The following is an 18,723-nucleotide window of genomic DNA, read 5'->3' on the forward strand; positions in this document are numbered from 1 at the left end:
TCTGTTCTGGTTTTCAGCTCTGTTTTTCAACCCTGGCTTTTAACTCGCGGTTAAACTGCTCGTACAGTGGTTTAACTCCCTTGATTAATGGCCAGGCCAATAACGGTAATAAACCGCCGAAAGTTTCACCGTGGGTCAGCTGAGTTTTATTGTCGTCGGTTTGCTCGAGAATAAAATAATGGCGGGCATTAATCAGAATATCCAATGCGGATTTAGGCGAGCCCCAGGCGAATACTTTGTTCTCATCGCAGTCGAGAATTTTACCGGCGAACGCTCTGTGTTTACCGGCAAACATCACCTTCAGTTTTACTCCGCGTCCCAGTTCTGCTGTGCCTTTAAAATCACGGAAGATGGTATTCCACTCAGCATGAGCAGGTATATCCGTTAATACGTTCCACACCGTTTGTGCATCACTGTTAATGTCGATACGGGTTTTAACTTCAGGCATTTTTCTTTCCTTATGTTTGTATCGTTATGATTTGCTGCTCAACCAGTCGAGGGAAATAGGCCACAGTTCTTCTTTAAACTTATCGCGGAAGAAACCGGTATGACCAATAGTCTTTGATGAAGTTTGTTGTGGCGCAACAATCTGAATCTGTGAATCCAGATTTGGCATCAGCTTCATTAAATGACGGATGTTCACCTCCGGTGCCAGGTCATCGTCAGAAAAACCCAATGCCAGAGTCGGAACATTTAATGTCTGATATTGCCGGGTATCCAGTTTAAAACCCGGGTCGAGCAGGTAATCGGTGCGAGTCATCCAGCGTGCCCACTGGCGGAATAAACCTGACGGAATGGTGATATTGCCAAGGCCGAAGGTTTTGGTCGGAAAGTCTTTGGTTAAGCGTGCAACCAGCGGGAATATAACCCGGCTGACCAGCAACATTTTAAAACTGTGTGGCCAGGACCAGCGACTCCAGTGTGGAGCGGACGAAGCGACCATAACGACCTTGTTTAATTCTGAAGCTGACGGCGCTAACGCTAATAACTGGCCACCCATGCTATGACCAACCACAGAGACGGGTAATTCATACTGCCTGGCATGTTGAATAACCGCTTCGATGTCCTGAGCACCCCAATCGGCCAGATGTAATGGACCTTTTTCGGTGCAATGGGCGTTATCGCCAGTGCCGCGATAATCAAAGGTCAAAGCGATATAGTCCTGTTCGTTCAGGTGTTGGGCAAACTTCTGATAGAAGCCATGGGCGACACCAATGGCACCGGCGATAATTACCACGCCTTTGGCGGTTTCTGCTTTAACCTGATCAAACTGATGAATCTTAAGTGTCTGGCCATCGGCACATTGAATGGTTACCGGCTTTGTCATTGTGTTGCTCGTAATTCAGGGAATAGGGGAAAAATCGGGAACTGGAAAACTGGCAACAGTGTATCGTTAACTGCCCGGTTGAGCTAAGTCAGTTTCTGCCATCTGTCTCAGCTATTTGCGCCGTAAAAGCCTGACAAAAAAAGCACCCGTTCAGGGTGCTTTCAGAGGCTTCAAAAACTGGCGATAAAAACGCGATTAAACCAGCTGCATCAGCGATTGCTTGGAATAATCTTCCAGTTCGTCGTAACGACCGTCTTTAATTTTTAATACCCACTCCGGATCTTGTAATAAGGCACGGCCTACGGCGACCAGCTCGAACTCATCGTCGTTCATACGCTGGTTCAGTTCTTCGAAAGACGTTGTTTGTACTCCGGACGCGTCGATCATGTCTTTCTTTTCTTCATCGATAAAGCTGGCGTTCAGGCCAACGCTGCCGACGGTGATGGCAGGTTTGCCGGTGATTTTTTTGGTCCAGCCAGCCAGGTTCAGATCCGAACCTTCGAATTCTTTTTCCCAGAAACGACGGGTAGAGCAGTGGAAAATATCCACACCGGCTTCAACCAGTGGCTTCAGGAAAGCTTCTAACTCTTCCGGCGTGTTGGCTAAACGTGCTGAGTAATCTTGTTGTTTCCATTGAGAGAAACGGAAAATAATCGGGAAATCTTCACCCACACGTTCACGAATGGCAGTAACAATTTCGCAGGCGAAACGGGTACGGGCGACTAAATCACCACCGTACTGGTCTTCACGCTGGTTGGTGCCTTCCCAGAAGAACTGATCGATCAGGTAACCGTGAGCACCGTGAACTTCTACTGCATCAAAACCGATATTTTTGGAATCTTCTGCAGCTTGGGCAAACGCTTCGATCACGTCGTCAATATCGTCCTGGCTCATAGCGACGCCATTTTCTTTGCCCGGTTTTACCAAACCGGAAGGGCTGTAACCTGGTACTGACGCATCTGGCTCAACACCTTCTTTACGGATGGCGCCAACGTGCCACAGCTGTGGAGCAATTTTGCCGCCGTTAGCGTGTACTGCATCGACCACTTTTTTCCAACCTGCTAAAGCTTCGTCACCATAAATAAACGGTACACGTGGATAACCGTTTGCGGCTTTATGGCCAACACAGGTACCTTCGGTAATGATCAGGCCCACTTCGTTTTCTGCACGCTTAGCGTAATAAGCCGCCACCATATCGTTGGCAACGTTACCCGGCGAATAAGTACGGGTCATCGGCGCCATTACGATGCGGTTTTTTAACGATAATGGGCCCAGTTCGATTGGCTGAAATAAAGCAGCGTTATGTGTCATAGCGATATCCTGTTTTTTTGTTCTGTCTGTTCTTGTTACGAATTATTTGTTGGCATGTTAGTCACGCCACTGATTAATTAATAATTCCATACTGTGCTGGAAATATTGTTTTCCGGTTTCAAGGTCAATTTGTAAGCGGCCATAGTTTTTAAGCCGGCCATAGCTCTGGAGACGACCATAGTAGAGCGCACCTTTACAGCTATGAATAAACAGCTGCGCCATCTGTTGCGGGCTGGCAATGGGTTTTAATTCATCTGTTTGCTGAGCATCGGCAATAACCTGCTCAATCCAGTTCAGCTCGAAAGTGGCTAACTCTGCCAGTCGCTGTTGCATGGCTTCCGGCAGCCGCACCAGTTCACTGTTTAACGCACTGACCGGGCAAATCTTTTGTTCATTAAAGGTATGACGCGCAGCCGTTGCCAGATAATGATTCAGCTTCTCCAGTGGCGACTGGTTGCTGGCATCAAAATGCTCAAACCCTTGTTGCAGCCATTCCTGAGTCCAGTCGCACAACGCCAGACCTAAATCGACTTTCTGGGCGAAGTGGTGATGCACACTGGCTTTGTTAATACCTAAGGTCTTGGCCAAGTCCTGATAACTGAAACCACTGAAACCTTTCTCGCGCAGCAAATCGGCGGATAACTCGACGATCTGCTGCTTACGGTTGGGGTTTGTAGCGTGGTTGGCGGACATGGTTTAACTCATTCGTTGGTAGCTGCTGTCTGCAGTTGTTTGTTGTATGACTACTAGCCTACCTACTGGTAGGTAGGCTTGAAACGGGTCAAAAGTGCCAAGGTAGGAGGTGAAAACGGTTGGCCAGGCGTATTTAAGCTGTCAGCTGGATTGACCGCACCTGTTAACAGGTGCTAATTATTGGTCTTATTAAAGGAGAGATCAGATGGCTGTTAAATTTTCAGAAGATGTTGTGCCTTTGTCTGACCTTAAGGTTAACCCCGGTAAGGTTGTTGGCCATGTTCAGGAAACCAGCAGGCCCGTGCTGCTAACCAGCCGTGGTCGTGGTGTTGCCGTGGTTCAGGGGTTGGAAGAATACGAAAAAACCGCTGAAGAGCTTGCGTTCGTCAAAGCTGTCGCTCAGGGGCTGATGGATGTTAAAGAAGGGGATACCGTTTCCTTAGAAGATGCAAAGGCGGCACTGGGAATCGAATAAATGGATGTTCGTATCGCCAATTCGGCGTTGCAGGATTTAAAAGCCATTCAGCGTTATTACCGCGATCAGGGCGTTCCTGCTGTTGGTCAGGAGTTTGTGACAGATATTGTTCGCAAGTTGGAAATGCTGAAAATGCATCCAGAATCAGGCCGTGTGGTACCTGAGTTTGAAGCGCAGCATATTCGCGAATTAATTCATCCACCGTTTCGGGTGGTTTATCTTCTTCATAATGATGAAATCGTTTTGATTCGGGTCTGGCGTAGCGAAAGGCAGCTGGAATTACCGGAATAGGCTTATATCGAATTTATCTGTAGCAGAATTCTCGATTTGCTTCGTGGTAGGCTGAAAGAGTGCCTGAAGGCGAGAAGCATGAAGGTGAGGAGGAAGTATGAGCGACGAAGGTAACGTCATTCCGTTTCCGGCTGAGCGCTGTGACAGTCCATATTCCAGTGATGAATACAGCAGGTTGTTTCTGGCGGTGTTGTTGAAAAACATCAGCCAGACCTATCACTTCAATCATCAGTTTGCTGCCGAGCAGCTGGTGCCTTATCTACCTGGGCTGCATAGCCTGACCAAAGCGGTAATCCAACAAATTCCACCAGAACCTGCAACAGCGAGGCTGGCTAATAAGCTATTGGCGGAGTCGATAATTAATAGCTTTAGAGATGCTGGGTTGATTATCAATTAAGCCTATATTCATTTGTTCATTATTAATGTAAATGATATATTTGTTATTTTTGTGTGCTTAATTACCAGCACACCATAGTATTAAGGCAATTCAGGCGTTGTCGCTACATAAAAAGGATTTGATATGGCCCGCTCAAAGGTCGCTGTGGAATGGTTGAAAATTTTATCCTGGCTTGGTGAAGAATATCGGTGCCACCTAAGTTTCATATCTCAGCCCGGGAGTATATCAACTATCGAATCAGTAGAGCTTGAACTGGGCTATATGCTTCCGGAAGGTCTTAAATCTATACATCTTTTAAATGATGGTGAATCTTCAGAGTCTCAAGGTCTTTTTGGTGGCTGGAGACTCTTAAGTTTAACTGAGCAACGTGATACTCAAGTTCAATTTTTACAGGAATATGGCCAAGAGGGTAGAGTTTATCACCCGGTTATGGAATCTGGTGGTGGTGATTACTACTGTATAGATTTAGAGTCAGGGAGGATAATTGAATACTCTCATGAAATTGGGCCAGACGAAGTAGTTTCCAATAGCCTGGAAGAATTTCTAAGTAACTTTAATAAAGATATTCGTCTTGGTAAGTACAAGCCTATGAGAGGTATGAATGCACTTTTTCATGAGAGTGAATTTTAGTAATTAATGTGATGCGAGATCTTCAAACATAATAGAAAACAAACTTTATAATTTTTATTAGCCAAAAAAAAATTTATCTAGTCATACATTCTAATCGATTTAAGTTTCTCAGCTATTTTTGTTTTACCCCAGCATATCTGAAGGATCATTATTGTATTTAATGATGACATCCCCGCTCTCTAATGAATATGTCAAGTCAAGGTGAGTCCACTTCTTTTCACCCTTGCTTGTTTCATCGCCATGGGATGAAACCCAATATACTAATTCCAGAGAGGAGTCTTTCACAGAGATCCAGTCTGAGGAGCCTGATAATTTATACTCTGCACTGTAGGTCGCAGAGTTGGAAAGATAAGAACAATGTATGAAAACTTCCTCACATTTATCTGGTAATAGTGGCAATAGTAGTTCTAATGGCTGTTCATAAACGCTATTCATTCAACAGGCTCCTTGTTTCAATAATTAGTCGTTCTATTTTTTATGCCAAATAGATTTGGCACATTAATAATGTTTTATATCATTATTTTATTGGCTGGCGTTTAGGTTGTAAACCCTGTTGGAAAATTGAAAATTTTTATTTATATAGGGAATGAGCGGCCAAGTGGCCGCTGATTTTTATTGAGAATCACTGAATCCTTGGCGCCGCTGCCAACAACTCTTTTGTATAAGAATGCTGTGGATCACGCATTACCTGCTCAGTTTCTCCCTGCTCAACAATCTGTCCATTTTTCATCACTGCAACTTTATGAGCGAGATGCGGAATAATGGATAAATCATGGGTTATAAACAGATAAGAAACGCCCAGTTCCTGTTGTAACTCGCGTAATAATTCCAGCACCTGACCACGAATAGAAACGTCCAGAGCCGACGTTGGTTCGTCACAAATAATCAGTTTTGGATTTACCGCTAAAGCACGGGCAATAGCGATACGCTGGCGTTGACCACCGGAGAATTCGTGTGGGAAACGATCCAGGTGTTCCGGTAGCATGCCAACTTTAACCAACAACTCCTGCATGGTTTGTTCGCGTTTTGCCGCATCTTTTTCCACGCCCAGAGATAACATACCTTCTTCGATAATTTCACGAATGCTCATACGTGGATTCATCGATGAAAACGGATCCTGGAAAATCACCTGAATCTCTTTGCGCAGCGGCATAAAGTCATTGCGGGATAGCTGATCAATACGTTGGCCACGGAAATACAGTTCACCGCCATACACCGGGTTTAAACGTAAAATCGCTTTGCCGGTGGTGGTTTTGCCGCAACCGGACTCACCCACCAATGCCAGGGTTTCGCCCTGATCCAGCGACAGGCTGATATCGTTCACCGCTTTGGTATGACCCACGGTACGTTGCAGAATGCCTTTTTTTTGCGGGAACCAGACTTTCAGGTTGTCGATTTTTAGCAGCGCCTGATCTTTTTGCTGATGCTGTAAAAACTGATCCTGACGTGGCAGGGAATGAATCAGCTGGCGGCTGTATTCATGCTGAGGATTAGCAAAGAAGCTATCACGATCGGTTTGTTCAAGAATATCGCCGTGTTGCATCACTGCGATGCGGTCAGCCATTTGATACACCACACCCATATCGTGGGTGATTAATAACACGCTTAAATCACGTTTTTTACGTAACTCGTTTAACAGCTCCAACACCTGCTTCTGAATGGTTACATCCAGTGCCGTTGTTGGTTCATCAGCAATGAGTAGCTCGGGTTCACAAGCCAGTGCCATGGCAATCATCACACGTTGTTTCTGACCACCAGACAGCTGGTGTGGATACCAGCTTAAGCGCTTTTCCGGCTCGGGAATGCCGACTTCGGTTAATAATTCCACCAGGCGTGTCTGAATATCGGCGGCAGCCACTTTCTGGTGCAGTTCGATCACTTCCCGTAATTGTTGGGCAATGGTCTGTACCGGGTTCAGCGAGCTTTGTGGCTCCTGAAAAATCATCGCAATTTTGCGACCACGTACTGTGTTCATGCCCATTTCGGTACGGGCGAATAAGTTATCGCCACGCAGATGAATCGTACCGCTACTGATTGCCAGTGCTTCATCTAATAAGCGCATAATAGCCAGCGAGGTCAGCGATTTACCGGAACCAGACTCGCCAACCAAGGCAAAAATTTCACCCTGATTGATGTTAAAGCTGATGTTTTTCACCAGCTTCACATCCGGGTTCTGACTCAGCGAAATGGATAAATTATCGACAGATAAAACATGTTCGACCATCTTAGTTCGCTCCCTGTGTTGTCGCAGAAGACGACTCCGACTCGTCGTTATGTCCGGCTTTTTCTGTGTTATGTGCCAGGCGTGGATCAAACGCGTTACGCACCTGGTCGGAGAACAGGTTAGCCGCCAATACCAGGCTGAACATAAAGACAAAGGCCGCAGAAACAGACCACCACACGGCTGGGTCGCGAGATAATTCGGAACGGGCGGCATTAATCATATTGCCCCAACTGCCCATGCTGGCATCAACGCCCACGCCTATGTATGACAACACGGCTTCCGCTAATACAAAGCCGGAGAAATCCAGTACCAGAGCAATCAGAATAATATGGGTAACGTTGGGCAGAATGTGTTTGCCAATCACCCGGGGATGCGACACGCCAAAGGCATGGGCGGCCTGAACATAATCCAGCTGGGAAATCTTTAACGTTTCAGCCCGTAATAAACGGCATAAACCAGTCCAGCTGGTTAAACCAAGAATGGCGCATAGTGCCAGGAATTTAAAGTCGGCACGTAAAATGGTCAGATCGAATTCTTCAGAATGCGTTTCGATATAAACGTCGATTAATAACACCGATGCTGCAATCAGCAGAATGCCGGGAATCGAGCTTAAGGTGGTGTAAATGTATTGCACCACATCATCGACCCAGCCTTTAAAGTAGCCAGCGCTGATGCCCAGAATAATGGCGATTGGCAGAGTCAGCAGGGTGGCCAGCGTACCAATTAATACACCGGTACGAACCGCTTTTAAGCTGTTCACCAATACGTCGTGACCGACTTTATCGGTACCAAAAATATGATAAACACTACCCAGTTCGAGCATCCAGAAACTGATGATACTCAGCAGTGCAAATGTCCAGTAGGCGGTTGTCCAGGGAATGGCTGATGGGCCATGGACTTTTTCCCGGCGACGGTTAAACCACCAGTGAATGCCAATCACAATCACCGTCAGAATCAGCGCTTTAACAATGGCCTGGGCGCTACGGGTAATCACATCGGCGAGCACTTCGTCAGCGTTATTAACATGCTGGCCTGCGCTTTTTAACCTTGGGTATTCACGCACCACATTGCCAAATTCATCCTGACTGTTTTCCTTCGCAAAGGAATAAATCGCAAAAGGGGCTGAATAGGTTTTTTCGTGATTTTTCTCGATATCGCTGAGGATGACATCGAGTACGGATTTCACTTCGTTATCGTAAGCCACCACTTCACTGACGGTGTTTTGCTCACCGTTTCTATTGCTGATGTTGTCAATGGAATTGGCATTGATGGTCGCAGGTGGAAGGGCTTCGCGGAAGTGGATGGAATCCAGCAGAGCAATCAGTACATAAAATACAATCACCATAAAACTGGATAAGCCCACTTTGGAGGTAAATACCGAATGCCAGCGCTTACGTGCCTGTGGGTTCTGGCGCAGTTGCCAGGCGAATAAAAATAACGACGTCACCAATAAGAAGATCAGCGCATCGCTCCACAACAGAACAGGTTTAATCATGACAGGCGCACCCTTGGATCAACTAAGGTGTAAGAAATATCGGTTAACAGCAGACCAATGATGTACAGCACCGAACCAAGGAACACCATGGAGCGAACAATGGCGAAGTCCTGGGCCTGAATGGCATCTAAGGTGTAACTGCCTAACCCCGGAATACCAAAGAAGGATTCCATCAACAGGCTGCCAATAAACAGCGAAGGAATCACCACGACGACACTGGTTAAAATCGGGATCATGCCGTTGGGCAGCAGATGCTTAAATAACACGTTCAGTTCTGATACGCCTTTTGCCCGGGCCGTGCGGATATAGTCGCGGGTGGCTTCTTCGAGGAATACTGTGCGATATAAACGGGTTCCGGCGCCAATGCCACTTATCACACCAATAATCACCGGCAGAATTAAAAACTTGGTGGCGTCCGCTCCGGGTAAATAACCGGATATCGGCACCAGGCTCCAGAGTTTGGCAAACAAATACTGGCCACCAATGATGTAGAAAACGCCTGAAATCGACAGCATAACCACGCATAACGTCACCGCGGCGTAGTCAAATAAGCTGGAACGGAACATCACAATGATCAGAGCAAATACGATGTTTACCCAGATGCCAATTACAAAGGTAGGCAACTGAACTGCCAGGCTGGGCCACATACGCTCCTGAATATCGGCACCAATCGAACGACCTTCATCGGATTTACCAAAATCAAACGCCAGCAGACGAATCGACTTATCGAAGAAGATGGTGTCCGTTAATGGACTGTCGCTGTCGGAATTAATAAACAGCGGTTTATCGTAACCGCGTTGTTCTTTCCAGCTCTGGATCGCTTCTTCACTGACGTGTTTATCGCCCAGATGAACCCGGGCCATCTGGTCCGGGCTGTTCACCACAAAAAACAACGCAAAGGTGATGATGTTAACGCCTAATAAAATCGGAATGGCGTAAAACAAGCGGCGGATAATATAAGCCAGCATCAGTTATTCTCCTCCGCCTGAGTTGTTGATGACGTACCTGAACGTTCTGAGGTCGCCTTGTCATGTTTATGATCGCCGTCATGGTCGATCACCCGGGTCTGGCGACGTTTATAAGCCTGATAACCCGGAACTGCGATGATTAAAGTAATCAGCAGTACCAGCCCCAGTGGCCACAATACCGGTTGATTCCATTGTTGCTGTTTCTCGCGGCGCAGTTCGGTATCCAGACGACGATATTTAAAGGTGGTTTTCGAAATGCCGTGGGGTTTGGTATTTTTTACCCAGCTGTTATTCAGGGCATAGCTGTGGCCATGGAAGCCGGTTGCCCAAGGAGTATCGCGATGCAGAATATCGAGCATCTGATCGATAATTTCTGCCCGTTCTGGTGAATTTTCCATCAACTGCATTTTTTTGAATAAGCGGTCGTACTCTGCACTTTTATAGTTGGCTGAGTTCACACCGGATTTGGAGTCGATCTGGGCATTTTTACCGTACAGCAGGAACAGGAAGTTTTCCGGGTCCGGATAATCGGCCAGCCAGCCCCAAAAATAAATCTGAGCATTACCGTTTTCCATTTTGTCTTTAAAACGGTTGTAGTCGGTGCCACGAATGTTCAGCTGCAGGTTCAGCTTTTTGAACTGTTTTTTGATCCATTCCATGCGCGCCTGAGTACCGGAGCCGGAAATGGTGTCGAGGTTTAATACCAGCGGTTTCCCGGTTTTGGCATCACGACCGTCCGGATAACCGGCTTCTGCCAGCATACGTTTGGCAACTTCCAGCGGTTTACGTACCGCTTTACCAGACGTTGGATCATTTGCATCCTGCTGCCAGTCGAAGACGTAATCATTGATACCATCTTTACCAGACTGATAACCAAAAATACCCGGAGGAACCGGACTCATAGCGGTTTCGCCACGGCCGTTTAAAAAGATGCTGATAAATTCTTCCTGGTTGTAAGCGATGGCAATGGCCTGACGTAATTTGCGTTGTTTTTCGCTGTAGCCACCAATCACCGGATCGAGCATATTAAAGCCGAGATAATAGGTAGAAGGCTGAACCGATTTATTTAAGGTGATGCCTTTTTCAATCATCTCTTCTGACAGCGTAATACCTTCGCCACCCACTTTTACTGCCTGATCAAAGCTATCGCTGCTGATGCCGGAGCGATCATAGTAACCCTGTAAAAACTTGGTCCATACCGGAATGGCTTCTTTTTCCAGGCGGAAAATGGCTTTGTCGATAAACGGCATGGTTTTACCTGCATCATCCAGTAAGCCTTTTTCCCGGTCGCCTGGTTGAGAGCCGCCGGATTCACCTTCTGACGGATACAGCTCACCGCGATAGTTCGGGTTCTTACTCAGGATAATCTCAGAGTTCGGATTATTCTCCGTCATCATAAAGGCACTGGTGCCGACCGGATGCCAATCGAGGGTGATGTTTTTATCCGGTAATCCCGGCAGGTGATAAAAGCGGTCGACTGCCCAGGGAATCGGAGCAAAGAAGTGGAACGCCAGCCAGTAATTAAACTGTGGGTATTTGCCTTTTAACTTTATGGTGAAGGTGTGGTCATCGATCTTTTTGACACCTTCCATATTAAACTGGCGTAAATCCAGCCAGGCGTTGTCGTCAGCACCGTTTTCCTTTAGTTGTTTACGCGCTTCAGTGATGGCTTTGCTGGTATCGGTCATACCAACAATATACTGGCTTAATAAACCTCTCAAAGGTGCCAGCCGCTTTGGATCAGCCAGGCGATTAATCTGGTAGATATAATCATCGGCGATTAACTCCTGAGAGCCTGTTTCAGTGAAGTCCTTTAATGAGGTAAATGCGGCCGATTGGGAAGCATCGGCGAATTGATAAGTGAACTCGCCATTTTGGTTTCTCGCGAACGCCGGATGTGGTTGATATCTGATGCCTGGCTGAATTTTCAGTGTGTAGAGGCTGTAAGCTGGTGCTTCTGCGTCATCAGCCAACGGCTGATTTTGCTCATCCAACAGCTGGACTTGCGGCATTTCGGTTAACGTCAGGGGAATCAGCTGATAGGGCCGTTTTAAATAATGATATTGCAGCGGTGGCTCATAAATCTGATCGATAAAAATCGATTCATCAGAGCTGTAAGCCCGGGCGGGATCCAGATGCTTGGGACGTTCTGAAAAGCTGGAGTAGAGAATAATCTCGTTGTCCGGGCTTTCCGGGTGGGGATCGTTCCAGTTGCTGTCGGAACAGGCGCTTAAACCGAGCAGGCTTGCAGCGCTCAGCATCAATGCTGAAAGTCGTCTGGCCAGTGTCATTATTGTTCCCTGATGGTCAGGCAATTTTTTGTAGTTTGTCAGGACTTTAACACAACTAAAACACTTGTCAGTGTTAAACTCCGCACTTCATTGAACCGATAAGATTAGCACTCAACAGGAAATTACGGTGGAACTGAAGCAGATTGACAAAACTTTGTATAAACAACGCCTTAACCGCTTTCAGGGCGGCTTGGTAGCCATGTTGTTTGTGGTTGGATTAGCGGCTTCGTCATTCTATATCGAGCTGTTTGGCAACCCGGATGGTTCCAATTTTATTTACAATCTGGCCGGAGTGATCACGGCGGTACTGAGCGCCATCCTGTTGTTCAGTCTGATCAAAGAAAAACCCTATATGGCGGAAATCCGTTATATGTGGAAACTCAAGCAGGAACTGAACCGTATCTATCGTGCCAGTCGTAAACTGGAAGCGGCGTTGGAGGACGAGCAAAACAGTGAGGTTTTCCACACGGCTCTGGTTATCCGTTACTTCAGTCTGCATGGCTCCCGGCATCTGTATCAGCTGGAAGACAACACTCTGACGCTGGATGATCTGAACAAGCAGATTGAAGAGTTTGATGAGCGTCTGGCGAGTCTGGGAAAAACGATCAGCACTGATGATTACCGTGCAGAGTTGATTCAGCAGCTGTAACCCGAACTCCGGAAGGTCGATTCCGGTTGGTTTTCTGAGCAGCAACATGGAGGTTGCGTGCCCATCGCAGGATGCAGGGACAAAATTGCAGGATGCAAATTTTGCACAGCGAAGCTGCCCGAAGGGCGAGGCATAGGGATGTGCCGAGTGGCGCTCCTTGCGATGGGTGTGGTGAAAACTAACCGGGATTGGCCTGATCATCAGCCGAAGCAGACCGATATGGTGGATGCTTTATAACCGCTGTCGATGTAGAATACGCCACAATTTTTCCACGACTATTTTCGATAACTGGCCTTTTGACCATGATGAAATATATCTCCACCCGCGGTAATGCCCCGGAACTGACCTTTGAAGAAGTGCTGTTAACCGGCTTGGCAGCAGACGGCGGCCTGTACGTACCTAAAGATGTACCAACCTTCTCTCAGGAAGAAATCGCTTCCTGGCAGGACCTGCCATACACCGAACTGGCCCACAAAGTGGTTTACCCGTTTGTTGAAGGTTGTGTGGATTCCGATGCGCTGAAAACCATGCTGGAAGAGGTGTATTCAGGCTTTGGTCACAAAGCGGTAGCGCCACTGCAACAAATCGATCACAACGAATACGTACTGGAGCTGTTTCAGGGTCCAACACTGGCGTTTAAAGATTTCGCTCTGCAACTGCTGGGTCGTTTGCTGGATTACGTACTGGAGCGTCGTCACGAGAAAGTTGTGATTATGGGCGCAACTTCCGGTGATACCGGTTCTGCTGCGATTGAGGGCACCAAAGCCTGTCGTAATGTTGATATCTTTATCCTGCACCCACACGGTAAGGTGTCTGAAGTTCAGCGTCGTCAGATGACCACGGTTCTGGGTGATAACATCCACAACATCGCCATCGAAGGCAACTTCGACCAGGCACAGGATATGGTGAAAGCCAGCTTTGGTGATCAGCAATTCCTGCGTGGCGAGCGCAAACTGGTCGCAGTAAACAGCATCAACTGGGCGCGTATCATGGCTCAGATCGTTTACTACTTCTATTCCGCACTGAACCTGGGTGGTCCTCTGCGTCCAATGGCGTACTCGGTACCAACCGGTAACTTCGGTGATATCTTCGCCGGTTACATGGCGAAGAAAATGGGCCTGCCGATCGAGCAGCTGATTATCGGTACCAACAGTAACGATGTACTGCACCGCTTCATGAGCAAAAACCAGTACGAAGTACGTCCACTGAAGCACACCATTACTCCTTCGATGGACATTGCGGTATCCAGTAACTTCGAGCGTCTGTTATTCGATCTGTACGATCGTGACGGTGCTCAGCTGGCAGACCTGATGGCCAAGATGAACGCCAAAGAAGAGATTGTATCTCTGGACGAGTCGAAGCTGGCGAAAGCCCGCGAAGTATTCGACAGCTATGCGGTTGATGAAGACACTACCATCAAGACCATGCAGGAAGTCTTCGAAGAAACCGGCTACCTGCTGGATCCACATACGGCAGTGGGTGTAAAAGCGGCACGTGAATGTCGTCGTAACAACCGCATTCCAATGATTACACTGGGTACTGCTCATCCGGTGAAATTTGCAGAAGCGGTTGAGCGCGCTGGTTTCGAAGTACCGGCACTGCCACATCACCTGAGTGACCTGATGGATCGCGAAGAGAAGGTTGATGTTCTGCCAGCAGATCTTAAAGAAGTTCAGGCATTTATTGCTAAGAACACCTTTAACGACTGATTCTGTGGGTATCAGAGGCTGATCTCTGCTATCAGCCTCGACCGTTCAGATAAAAGCCGTATCAGTTTACTGATGCGGCTTTTTTGTGGCTGTCAGGTGCCGGTAGAGCAACAAGAAAACAACAAAAGGGTGATTTTCTCCTGCTTTAGTCTGAATTATCTGGGCTATGCTTACAGGTAATATTACTTATCGCACCCCGTGCTCCCTCCTAATTTTCCAGGTTGCTTAAATGAGTTCGCAGTCAGCTTATATCGAACAATGCTTTGATGCGTATAGCCAGTTGGTTATGGCGGTATATCTGATTGATCCGAACGACGGTGCCATCCTGATGGCCAACCAGTCAGGTCTGGAGCAGCTGAAGATGTCCCTCAGTGAGGTTCGCCGACAAACGGTATTCAGCTTGCAGCAAGACGTTGCCGATCTGTCACACTGGCGCAAGATTGTTGAAGCCATTCGGGCTGAATCTCCTTACACCTTTATTGGACAGCATGTCAGAAGTGACGGCAGTGGCTTTCCGGTTGAGGTTGTCAGTCGTTTAGTGGAGTGGGGCGGTTGCGAATATCTGCTGTCGGAAGTGTCTGATATTTCACGGCGGCAACAGCAGGAGGATGATCTGCGCCAGCGTGAACCGTTATTGTCTTTTGCTCTGAATGAAGCCACTGACGGCATGTGGGACTGGAATCTGGAGACCGATGAGGTTTTCTTCAGCCCGCGGTTAAAACAAATGCTTGGTTATGGTCCGTATGAAATGGCGCCAGTGCTGGAAAGCTGGAAAGGCAAACTGCATCCAGAGGACGTCGAGCAGGTTATGCATGCCATGGAGCAGCACTTGCAGGGGCAAGCTTCGCGCTATGAAGCCCAATATCGGCTGGCGAATCGCAACGGCAAATATCTGTGGATGGAAGACCGTGGCATGGTGTGCCGGACTGATGATCAGGGCCAGCCACTGCGTGTTGTCGGAATGGTGCACAACATTAACGAGCAAAAGGAACTCGAGCAAAGGCTGCGAAACCTGGCGACCACCGATGAACTCACCGGGCTACTGAATCGTCGTGCCGGTTATGCGGCATTTGAGCAGCTGTTGAAACTCGCAGTACGGCATAACAATGATTTGTGTATTGCGATTATGGATCTCGATAACTTCAAAGCCATTAATGATAATCATGGCCACCAGGTTGGCGATAAAGTCCTGAAAAATGCCGCGAATACCTTTGCATCCCGGGTGCGTTCCAGTGACGTGCTGATGCGTTGGGGAGGCGAAGAATTTCTGTTGGTTATGCCACAAACCCGGCCAGAAGATGCCTTTCATGTTTGTGAAGATCTGCGCCAGCAATTGGCTGAGCAAACGTTGCGAACCAGCACTGGCGATGTTCAGTGTACGGTATCGATAGGCATGCGACACCTGACGGAGCACAACGACAGTATCAAGAAGCTGGTCAAAGATGCTGATGCCGCTTTGTACCGGGCTAAGTCGCTTGGTAAAAACCGGACCATCACGGCATAACCTCTGCACTTGTCATTACATTACCCCTTTAGCCTCGCTTGTTGCGGTGTTACCCTCTGGCGAAATTGAGAGGCTGATATGAACTATATTGCATTACAAGACTACAAACAGGGCTGGATATTCCGTCATAAGGATATGCCAGTGCCGGATGAAAACCAGTTACACATCAAACCTTTGGCAGATGATTCAGCACAACAATTCTGGCGTCAGCATCTGAGTAAAGAAGCGACTCATGCCAGCCATTTTCTGGGCGACGATTGGCCAGCAAAAAATGGTGTCTGGCTGGAAAAAGGGGAATGGCAAACTCTGTGGGAAGATGATGATAATCAGTTACCGGAACTGATCGAGCAACATTGCCAGTGGGATGACAATACCGTGGTGTATTTTTGTTATGACCTGCATAACGTAATTCAGACTAACTGGAAGATATTTAAACAGCATTGGAAGAATTTTCTGTTTTATGATGATTCGGTTTTCTTATTAGGAAAAAAACGCCAGCAGGTTGTTCGGTTTGAGTCAGATGGCCATTTTGAAATTGGTAATAAACCGAAATAATTTCTATTTAAATAGCGGCAATTCTGGCAAATAAAAATATCTCTCAGTTATGTTTGTGAATGCTTCCGCTTCTATTTGTTAATAACCCGCATTTTTGCGGGTTTTTTGCCTGAAAATGCTGATTTTAAGCGGCTTTGTGCAAATGCGAATAAACCTGTTTTCTATTAAATTTGGTATCTTCTCAATAAGCTTGCGTTCGTTATAAACGCTTTATACACTTGCTAAATACTAAGAGAGAGGAGGTCAGCTAATGAAAGGTGATGCCAAGGTAAATGAGTATCTTAATCAGATACTGAGTATTGAGTTAACGTCGATTAACCAATACTTCCTGCATGCGCGTATGTTTAAAAACTGGGGGCTGAGTGTCCTCAATGAAAAGGCCTATAAAAAATCCATTAAGGATATGAAGCAGGCCGATAAGCTGATCGAACGTATTCTGTTTCTGGAAGGTTTGCCAAATCTGCAACGTTTAAACCGTTTGCGTATTGGTGAAAATACCGAAGAAATGCTGCAATGTGATCTGGACCAGATTGAAGAGCAGCTGGAAGTATTGAAAGAAGCAACCGTATATTGTGAATCGGTAAAAGATTACGTAACCCGTGATCTGCTACAGGACATTCAGGAATATGAAGAAGAATACCTCGACTGGCTGGAAACTCAGCAAGAGCTGGTTCGCCAGGTGGGTATTGAAAACTATTTACAGTCTATGATGTAAGGCATTTGAGGAGTCGATATTATGCGTGGTAATCAACAGGTTATAGAGAAACTGAACGAGTTACTGGCTGGTGAACTCAGTGCCATGGACCAGTACTTTATCCATTCCCGTATGTACGAGGATTGGGGACTGAGCAAATTATACGAGCGTATTGATCACGAATTTGAAGATGAAAAAGGTCATGCTTCAAAACTGATCGAACGTATTTTATTCCTGGGTGGTACACCAGACATGGTTACCCGCGCGCCCCTGAATATTGGTCAGGATGTGCCGGCTATGTTGCAGAGCGATCTGAACCTGGAATACAAAGTTATTGATGATTTGCGTGAAGTGATGGCGCTGTGTGAGCAGGTTCGTGATTTCCAGACCCGCGATATGTTGCAGGTATTACTGGATGACACGGAAAATGATCACACTCACTGGCTGGAACAACAGCTGGGCCTGATTGATAAAATCGGTCTGCAGAACTACCTGCAATCACAAATGTGATTCAGATTATTCTGAAATAAAAAAAGGGGCTCTGAAAAATTCCAGAGCCCCTTTTTTGTATTGTGCCAGATTATTCTAATAAACCATCCAGACCTGAAGTCAGATCCGTGGTTTCCGCCACGTCACCATAGGCTTTTTTAGCATCCATACCAATTGTCTCGGCAACTGCCAGCGGGAACTGCTCAATGATTTGTTCCTCGCTCCAGTTTTCGTCATGGGCATTTTTCAGATATTTCGCCAGATAGATAATGCCGGCGTATTTAGAGTATTCCTGTTCGGTTTCCGGTCCGTTCTGACCGGCAATGGCTGATTGCATTTCTTCCGGAAATTTCCAGCGCTTAGCGAGTTCTGCACCCACTTCAGCATTGCTAAAACCCAGCTGACCATTTTCCAGCACGTGGCGTTTGCCACCGAGTTTTTCAGCTTCATCAATGCTGGCGACTTGTTCCGGAATAACCATCAGCATTAGCAAGCTGCCCACTGAGTGCAACATACCGCAAGTAAACGCAGTTTCTTTATCGCAGTCACTGACATAAGGAGCGATCCACTTGGACAACGCGCCAATTGCAAACGCATCACGCCAAAAAGCATTCTGGTCGAAACCGGCAGGCGCTTTAAATGCACCGGTTACACCGGATGCCAGCACCATGGTGCGCAGCGTATTAAAACCCAGCAGCATCACGGCATCATGTGGATTCGCAACCGTGCGTGAGACGCCGTAATGAGCGGAATTAGCGAGACGTAGTACTTTGGCGGTGAGAGCCTGGTCCATCGCGACTTTGCTACTGACTTCGTCAACATCGACATCTTCATTACGGAAGCTTTCGATCAGTTCCTGCACCACCTTAGGAATGTGCGGCAGTTGTTGAGATTCAGAGAAAATGGATGCCATGTTCATATTTTTTACTTCCTTTAGTTACCTATCAGAAAGCATAGGACAGGATTTCACAATCGGGTAAATATCTCCTTGTTAATTCGTGTTACTTTTCTTTGGCTTGTT

General features: G+C 47.0%; 20 protein-coding genes. 10 read left to right on the forward strand and 10 right to left on the reverse strand.

Going from position 1 to position 18,723, the window contains the following annotated elements; translation table 11 throughout:
• Positions 1 to 13: 13 nt before the first annotated feature.
• The 4 genes from ACOQOZ_RS20550 to ACOQOZ_RS20565 all read right to left on the reverse strand — a co-directional run bounded on the left by ACOQOZ_RS20550 (position 14) and on the right by ACOQOZ_RS20565 (position 3,331).
• Entirely contained in the window at positions 14 to 448 is a 435-nt protein-coding gene (locus ACOQOZ_RS20550) for an SRPBCC family protein (RefSeq protein WP_420590020.1), read from the reverse strand.
• Between the two features lie 24 nt (positions 449 to 472).
• Positions 473 to 1,327: an alpha/beta fold hydrolase gene (locus ACOQOZ_RS20555; protein ID WP_420590021.1), complete on the reverse strand. Its 855-nt coding sequence runs from the start codon at positions 1,325 to 1,327 to the stop codon at positions 473 to 475.
• 195 nt (positions 1,328 to 1,522) lie between these two features.
• Positions 1,523 to 2,638 carry an NADH:flavin oxidoreductase gene (locus ACOQOZ_RS20560; RefSeq protein WP_420590022.1) on the reverse strand — a complete coding sequence of 372 codons (1,116 nt, stop codon included), beginning with the start codon at positions 2,636 to 2,638 and terminating at the stop codon, positions 1,523 to 1,525.
• 57 nt (positions 2,639 to 2,695) lie between these two features.
• Complete coding sequence (locus ACOQOZ_RS20565; protein ID WP_420590023.1) at positions 2,696 to 3,331, reverse strand: TetR/AcrR family transcriptional regulator; 636 nt, start codon at positions 3,329 to 3,331, stop codon at positions 2,696 to 2,698.
• 205 nt (positions 3,332 to 3,536) lie between these two features.
• Between ACOQOZ_RS20565 and ACOQOZ_RS20570 the strand changes: the two genes are divergently transcribed.
• The 4 genes from ACOQOZ_RS20570 to ACOQOZ_RS20585 all read left to right on the forward strand — a co-directional run bounded on the left by ACOQOZ_RS20570 (position 3,537) and on the right by ACOQOZ_RS20585 (position 5,124).
• Positions 3,537 to 3,806: a type II toxin-antitoxin system Phd/YefM family antitoxin gene (locus ACOQOZ_RS20570; protein WP_420590024.1), complete on the forward strand. Its 270-nt coding sequence runs from the start codon at positions 3,537 to 3,539 to the stop codon at positions 3,804 to 3,806.
• Positions 3,807 to 4,097, forward strand: coding sequence for a type II toxin-antitoxin system RelE/ParE family toxin (locus tag ACOQOZ_RS20575; protein ID WP_068659076.1), 291 nt, complete (start codon positions 3,807 to 3,809; stop codon positions 4,095 to 4,097).
• Positions 4,098 to 4,194: 97 nt separating this feature from the next.
• Complete coding sequence (locus tag ACOQOZ_RS20580; RefSeq protein WP_420590025.1) at positions 4,195 to 4,494, forward strand: hypothetical protein; 300 nt, start codon at positions 4,195 to 4,197, stop codon at positions 4,492 to 4,494.
• 123 nt (positions 4,495 to 4,617) lie between these two features.
• Positions 4,618 to 5,124, forward strand: a complete 507-nt coding sequence (locus ACOQOZ_RS20585; RefSeq protein ID WP_420590026.1) for an SMI1/KNR4 family protein — start codon at positions 4,618 to 4,620, stop codon at positions 5,122 to 5,124.
• Between the two features lie 123 nt (positions 5,125 to 5,247).
• Here ACOQOZ_RS20585 and ACOQOZ_RS20590 read toward each other — a convergent pair whose 3' ends face one another.
• The 5 genes from ACOQOZ_RS20590 to ACOQOZ_RS20610 all read right to left on the reverse strand — a co-directional run bounded on the left by ACOQOZ_RS20590 (position 5,248) and on the right by ACOQOZ_RS20610 (position 12,102).
• On the reverse strand, positions 5,248 to 5,559 hold the full coding sequence (locus tag ACOQOZ_RS20590; protein WP_420590027.1) for a hypothetical protein: 312 nt from the start codon (positions 5,557 to 5,559) through the stop codon (positions 5,248 to 5,250).
• Positions 5,560 to 5,746: 187 nt separating this feature from the next.
• Positions 5,747 to 7,348: an ABC transporter ATP-binding protein gene (locus ACOQOZ_RS20595; protein ID WP_420590028.1), complete on the reverse strand. Its 1,602-nt coding sequence runs from the start codon at positions 7,346 to 7,348 to the stop codon at positions 5,747 to 5,749.
• Position 7,349: 1 nt separating this feature from the next.
• Complete coding sequence (locus tag ACOQOZ_RS20600) at positions 7,350 to 8,843, reverse strand: ABC transporter permease subunit (protein WP_420590029.1); 1,494 nt, start codon at positions 8,841 to 8,843, stop codon at positions 7,350 to 7,352.
• Positions 8,840 to 9,811: an ABC transporter permease gene (locus tag ACOQOZ_RS20605; RefSeq protein ID WP_420590030.1), complete on the reverse strand. Its 972-nt coding sequence runs from the start codon at positions 9,809 to 9,811 to the stop codon at positions 8,840 to 8,842. The genes ACOQOZ_RS20600 and ACOQOZ_RS20605 overlap by 4 nt, the downstream gene beginning before the upstream one ends.
• A complete protein-coding gene (locus tag ACOQOZ_RS20610) occupies positions 9,811 to 12,102 on the reverse strand; it encodes an ABC transporter substrate-binding protein (RefSeq protein WP_420590031.1) in 2,292 nt (763 codons plus the stop codon). Before ACOQOZ_RS20610 ends, ACOQOZ_RS20605 begins: the two co-directional genes overlap by 1 nt.
• 127 nt (positions 12,103 to 12,229) lie before the next feature.
• Here ACOQOZ_RS20610 and ACOQOZ_RS20615 point away from each other — a divergent pair, with 127 nt between their 5' ends.
• From ACOQOZ_RS20615 to bfr (ACOQOZ_RS20640), 6 genes are all read left to right on the forward strand, one after another.
• A complete protein-coding gene (locus tag ACOQOZ_RS20615) occupies positions 12,230 to 12,751 on the forward strand; it encodes a DUF3087 family protein (RefSeq protein ID WP_420590032.1) in 522 nt (173 codons plus the stop codon).
• A gap of 305 nt (positions 12,752 to 13,056) precedes the next feature.
• Positions 13,057 to 14,460, forward strand: coding sequence for a threonine synthase (thrC, locus tag ACOQOZ_RS20620; protein ID WP_420592441.1), 1,404 nt, complete (start codon positions 13,057 to 13,059; stop codon positions 14,458 to 14,460).
• Between the two features lie 229 nt (positions 14,461 to 14,689).
• Positions 14,690 to 15,964: a sensor domain-containing diguanylate cyclase gene (locus tag ACOQOZ_RS20625; protein ID WP_420590033.1), complete on the forward strand. Its 1,275-nt coding sequence runs from the start codon at positions 14,690 to 14,692 to the stop codon at positions 15,962 to 15,964.
• Between the two features lie 78 nt (positions 15,965 to 16,042).
• Positions 16,043 to 16,519 (forward strand): DUF2947 domain-containing protein, encoded by a 477-nt coding sequence (locus ACOQOZ_RS20630; protein ID WP_420590034.1) that lies wholly within the window; start codon positions 16,043 to 16,045, stop codon positions 16,517 to 16,519.
• A 250-nt stretch (positions 16,520 to 16,769) separates the two neighbouring features.
• Positions 16,770 to 17,234: a bacterioferritin gene (gene bfr / locus ACOQOZ_RS20635; RefSeq protein ID WP_420590035.1), complete on the forward strand. Its 465-nt coding sequence runs from the start codon at positions 16,770 to 16,772 to the stop codon at positions 17,232 to 17,234.
• A 21-nt stretch (positions 17,235 to 17,255) separates the two neighbouring features.
• Positions 17,256 to 17,723, forward strand: a complete 468-nt coding sequence (gene bfr / locus ACOQOZ_RS20640) for a bacterioferritin (protein WP_420590036.1) — start codon at positions 17,256 to 17,258, stop codon at positions 17,721 to 17,723.
• Positions 17,724 to 17,793: 70 nt separating this feature from the next.
• On the opposite strand, the gene ACOQOZ_RS20645 is transcribed toward bfr (ACOQOZ_RS20640), so the two are convergent.
• Positions 17,794 to 18,621 carry an HDOD domain-containing protein gene (locus tag ACOQOZ_RS20645; protein ID WP_420590037.1) on the reverse strand — a complete coding sequence of 276 codons (828 nt, stop codon included), beginning with the start codon at positions 18,619 to 18,621 and terminating at the stop codon, positions 17,794 to 17,796.
• Between the last annotated feature and the right edge of the window lie 102 nt (positions 18,622 to 18,723).

Source organism: Bacterioplanoides sp., assembly GCF_965219715.1.
Lineage (GTDB): Bacteria > Pseudomonadota > Gammaproteobacteria > Pseudomonadales > Oceanobacteraceae > Bacterioplanoides.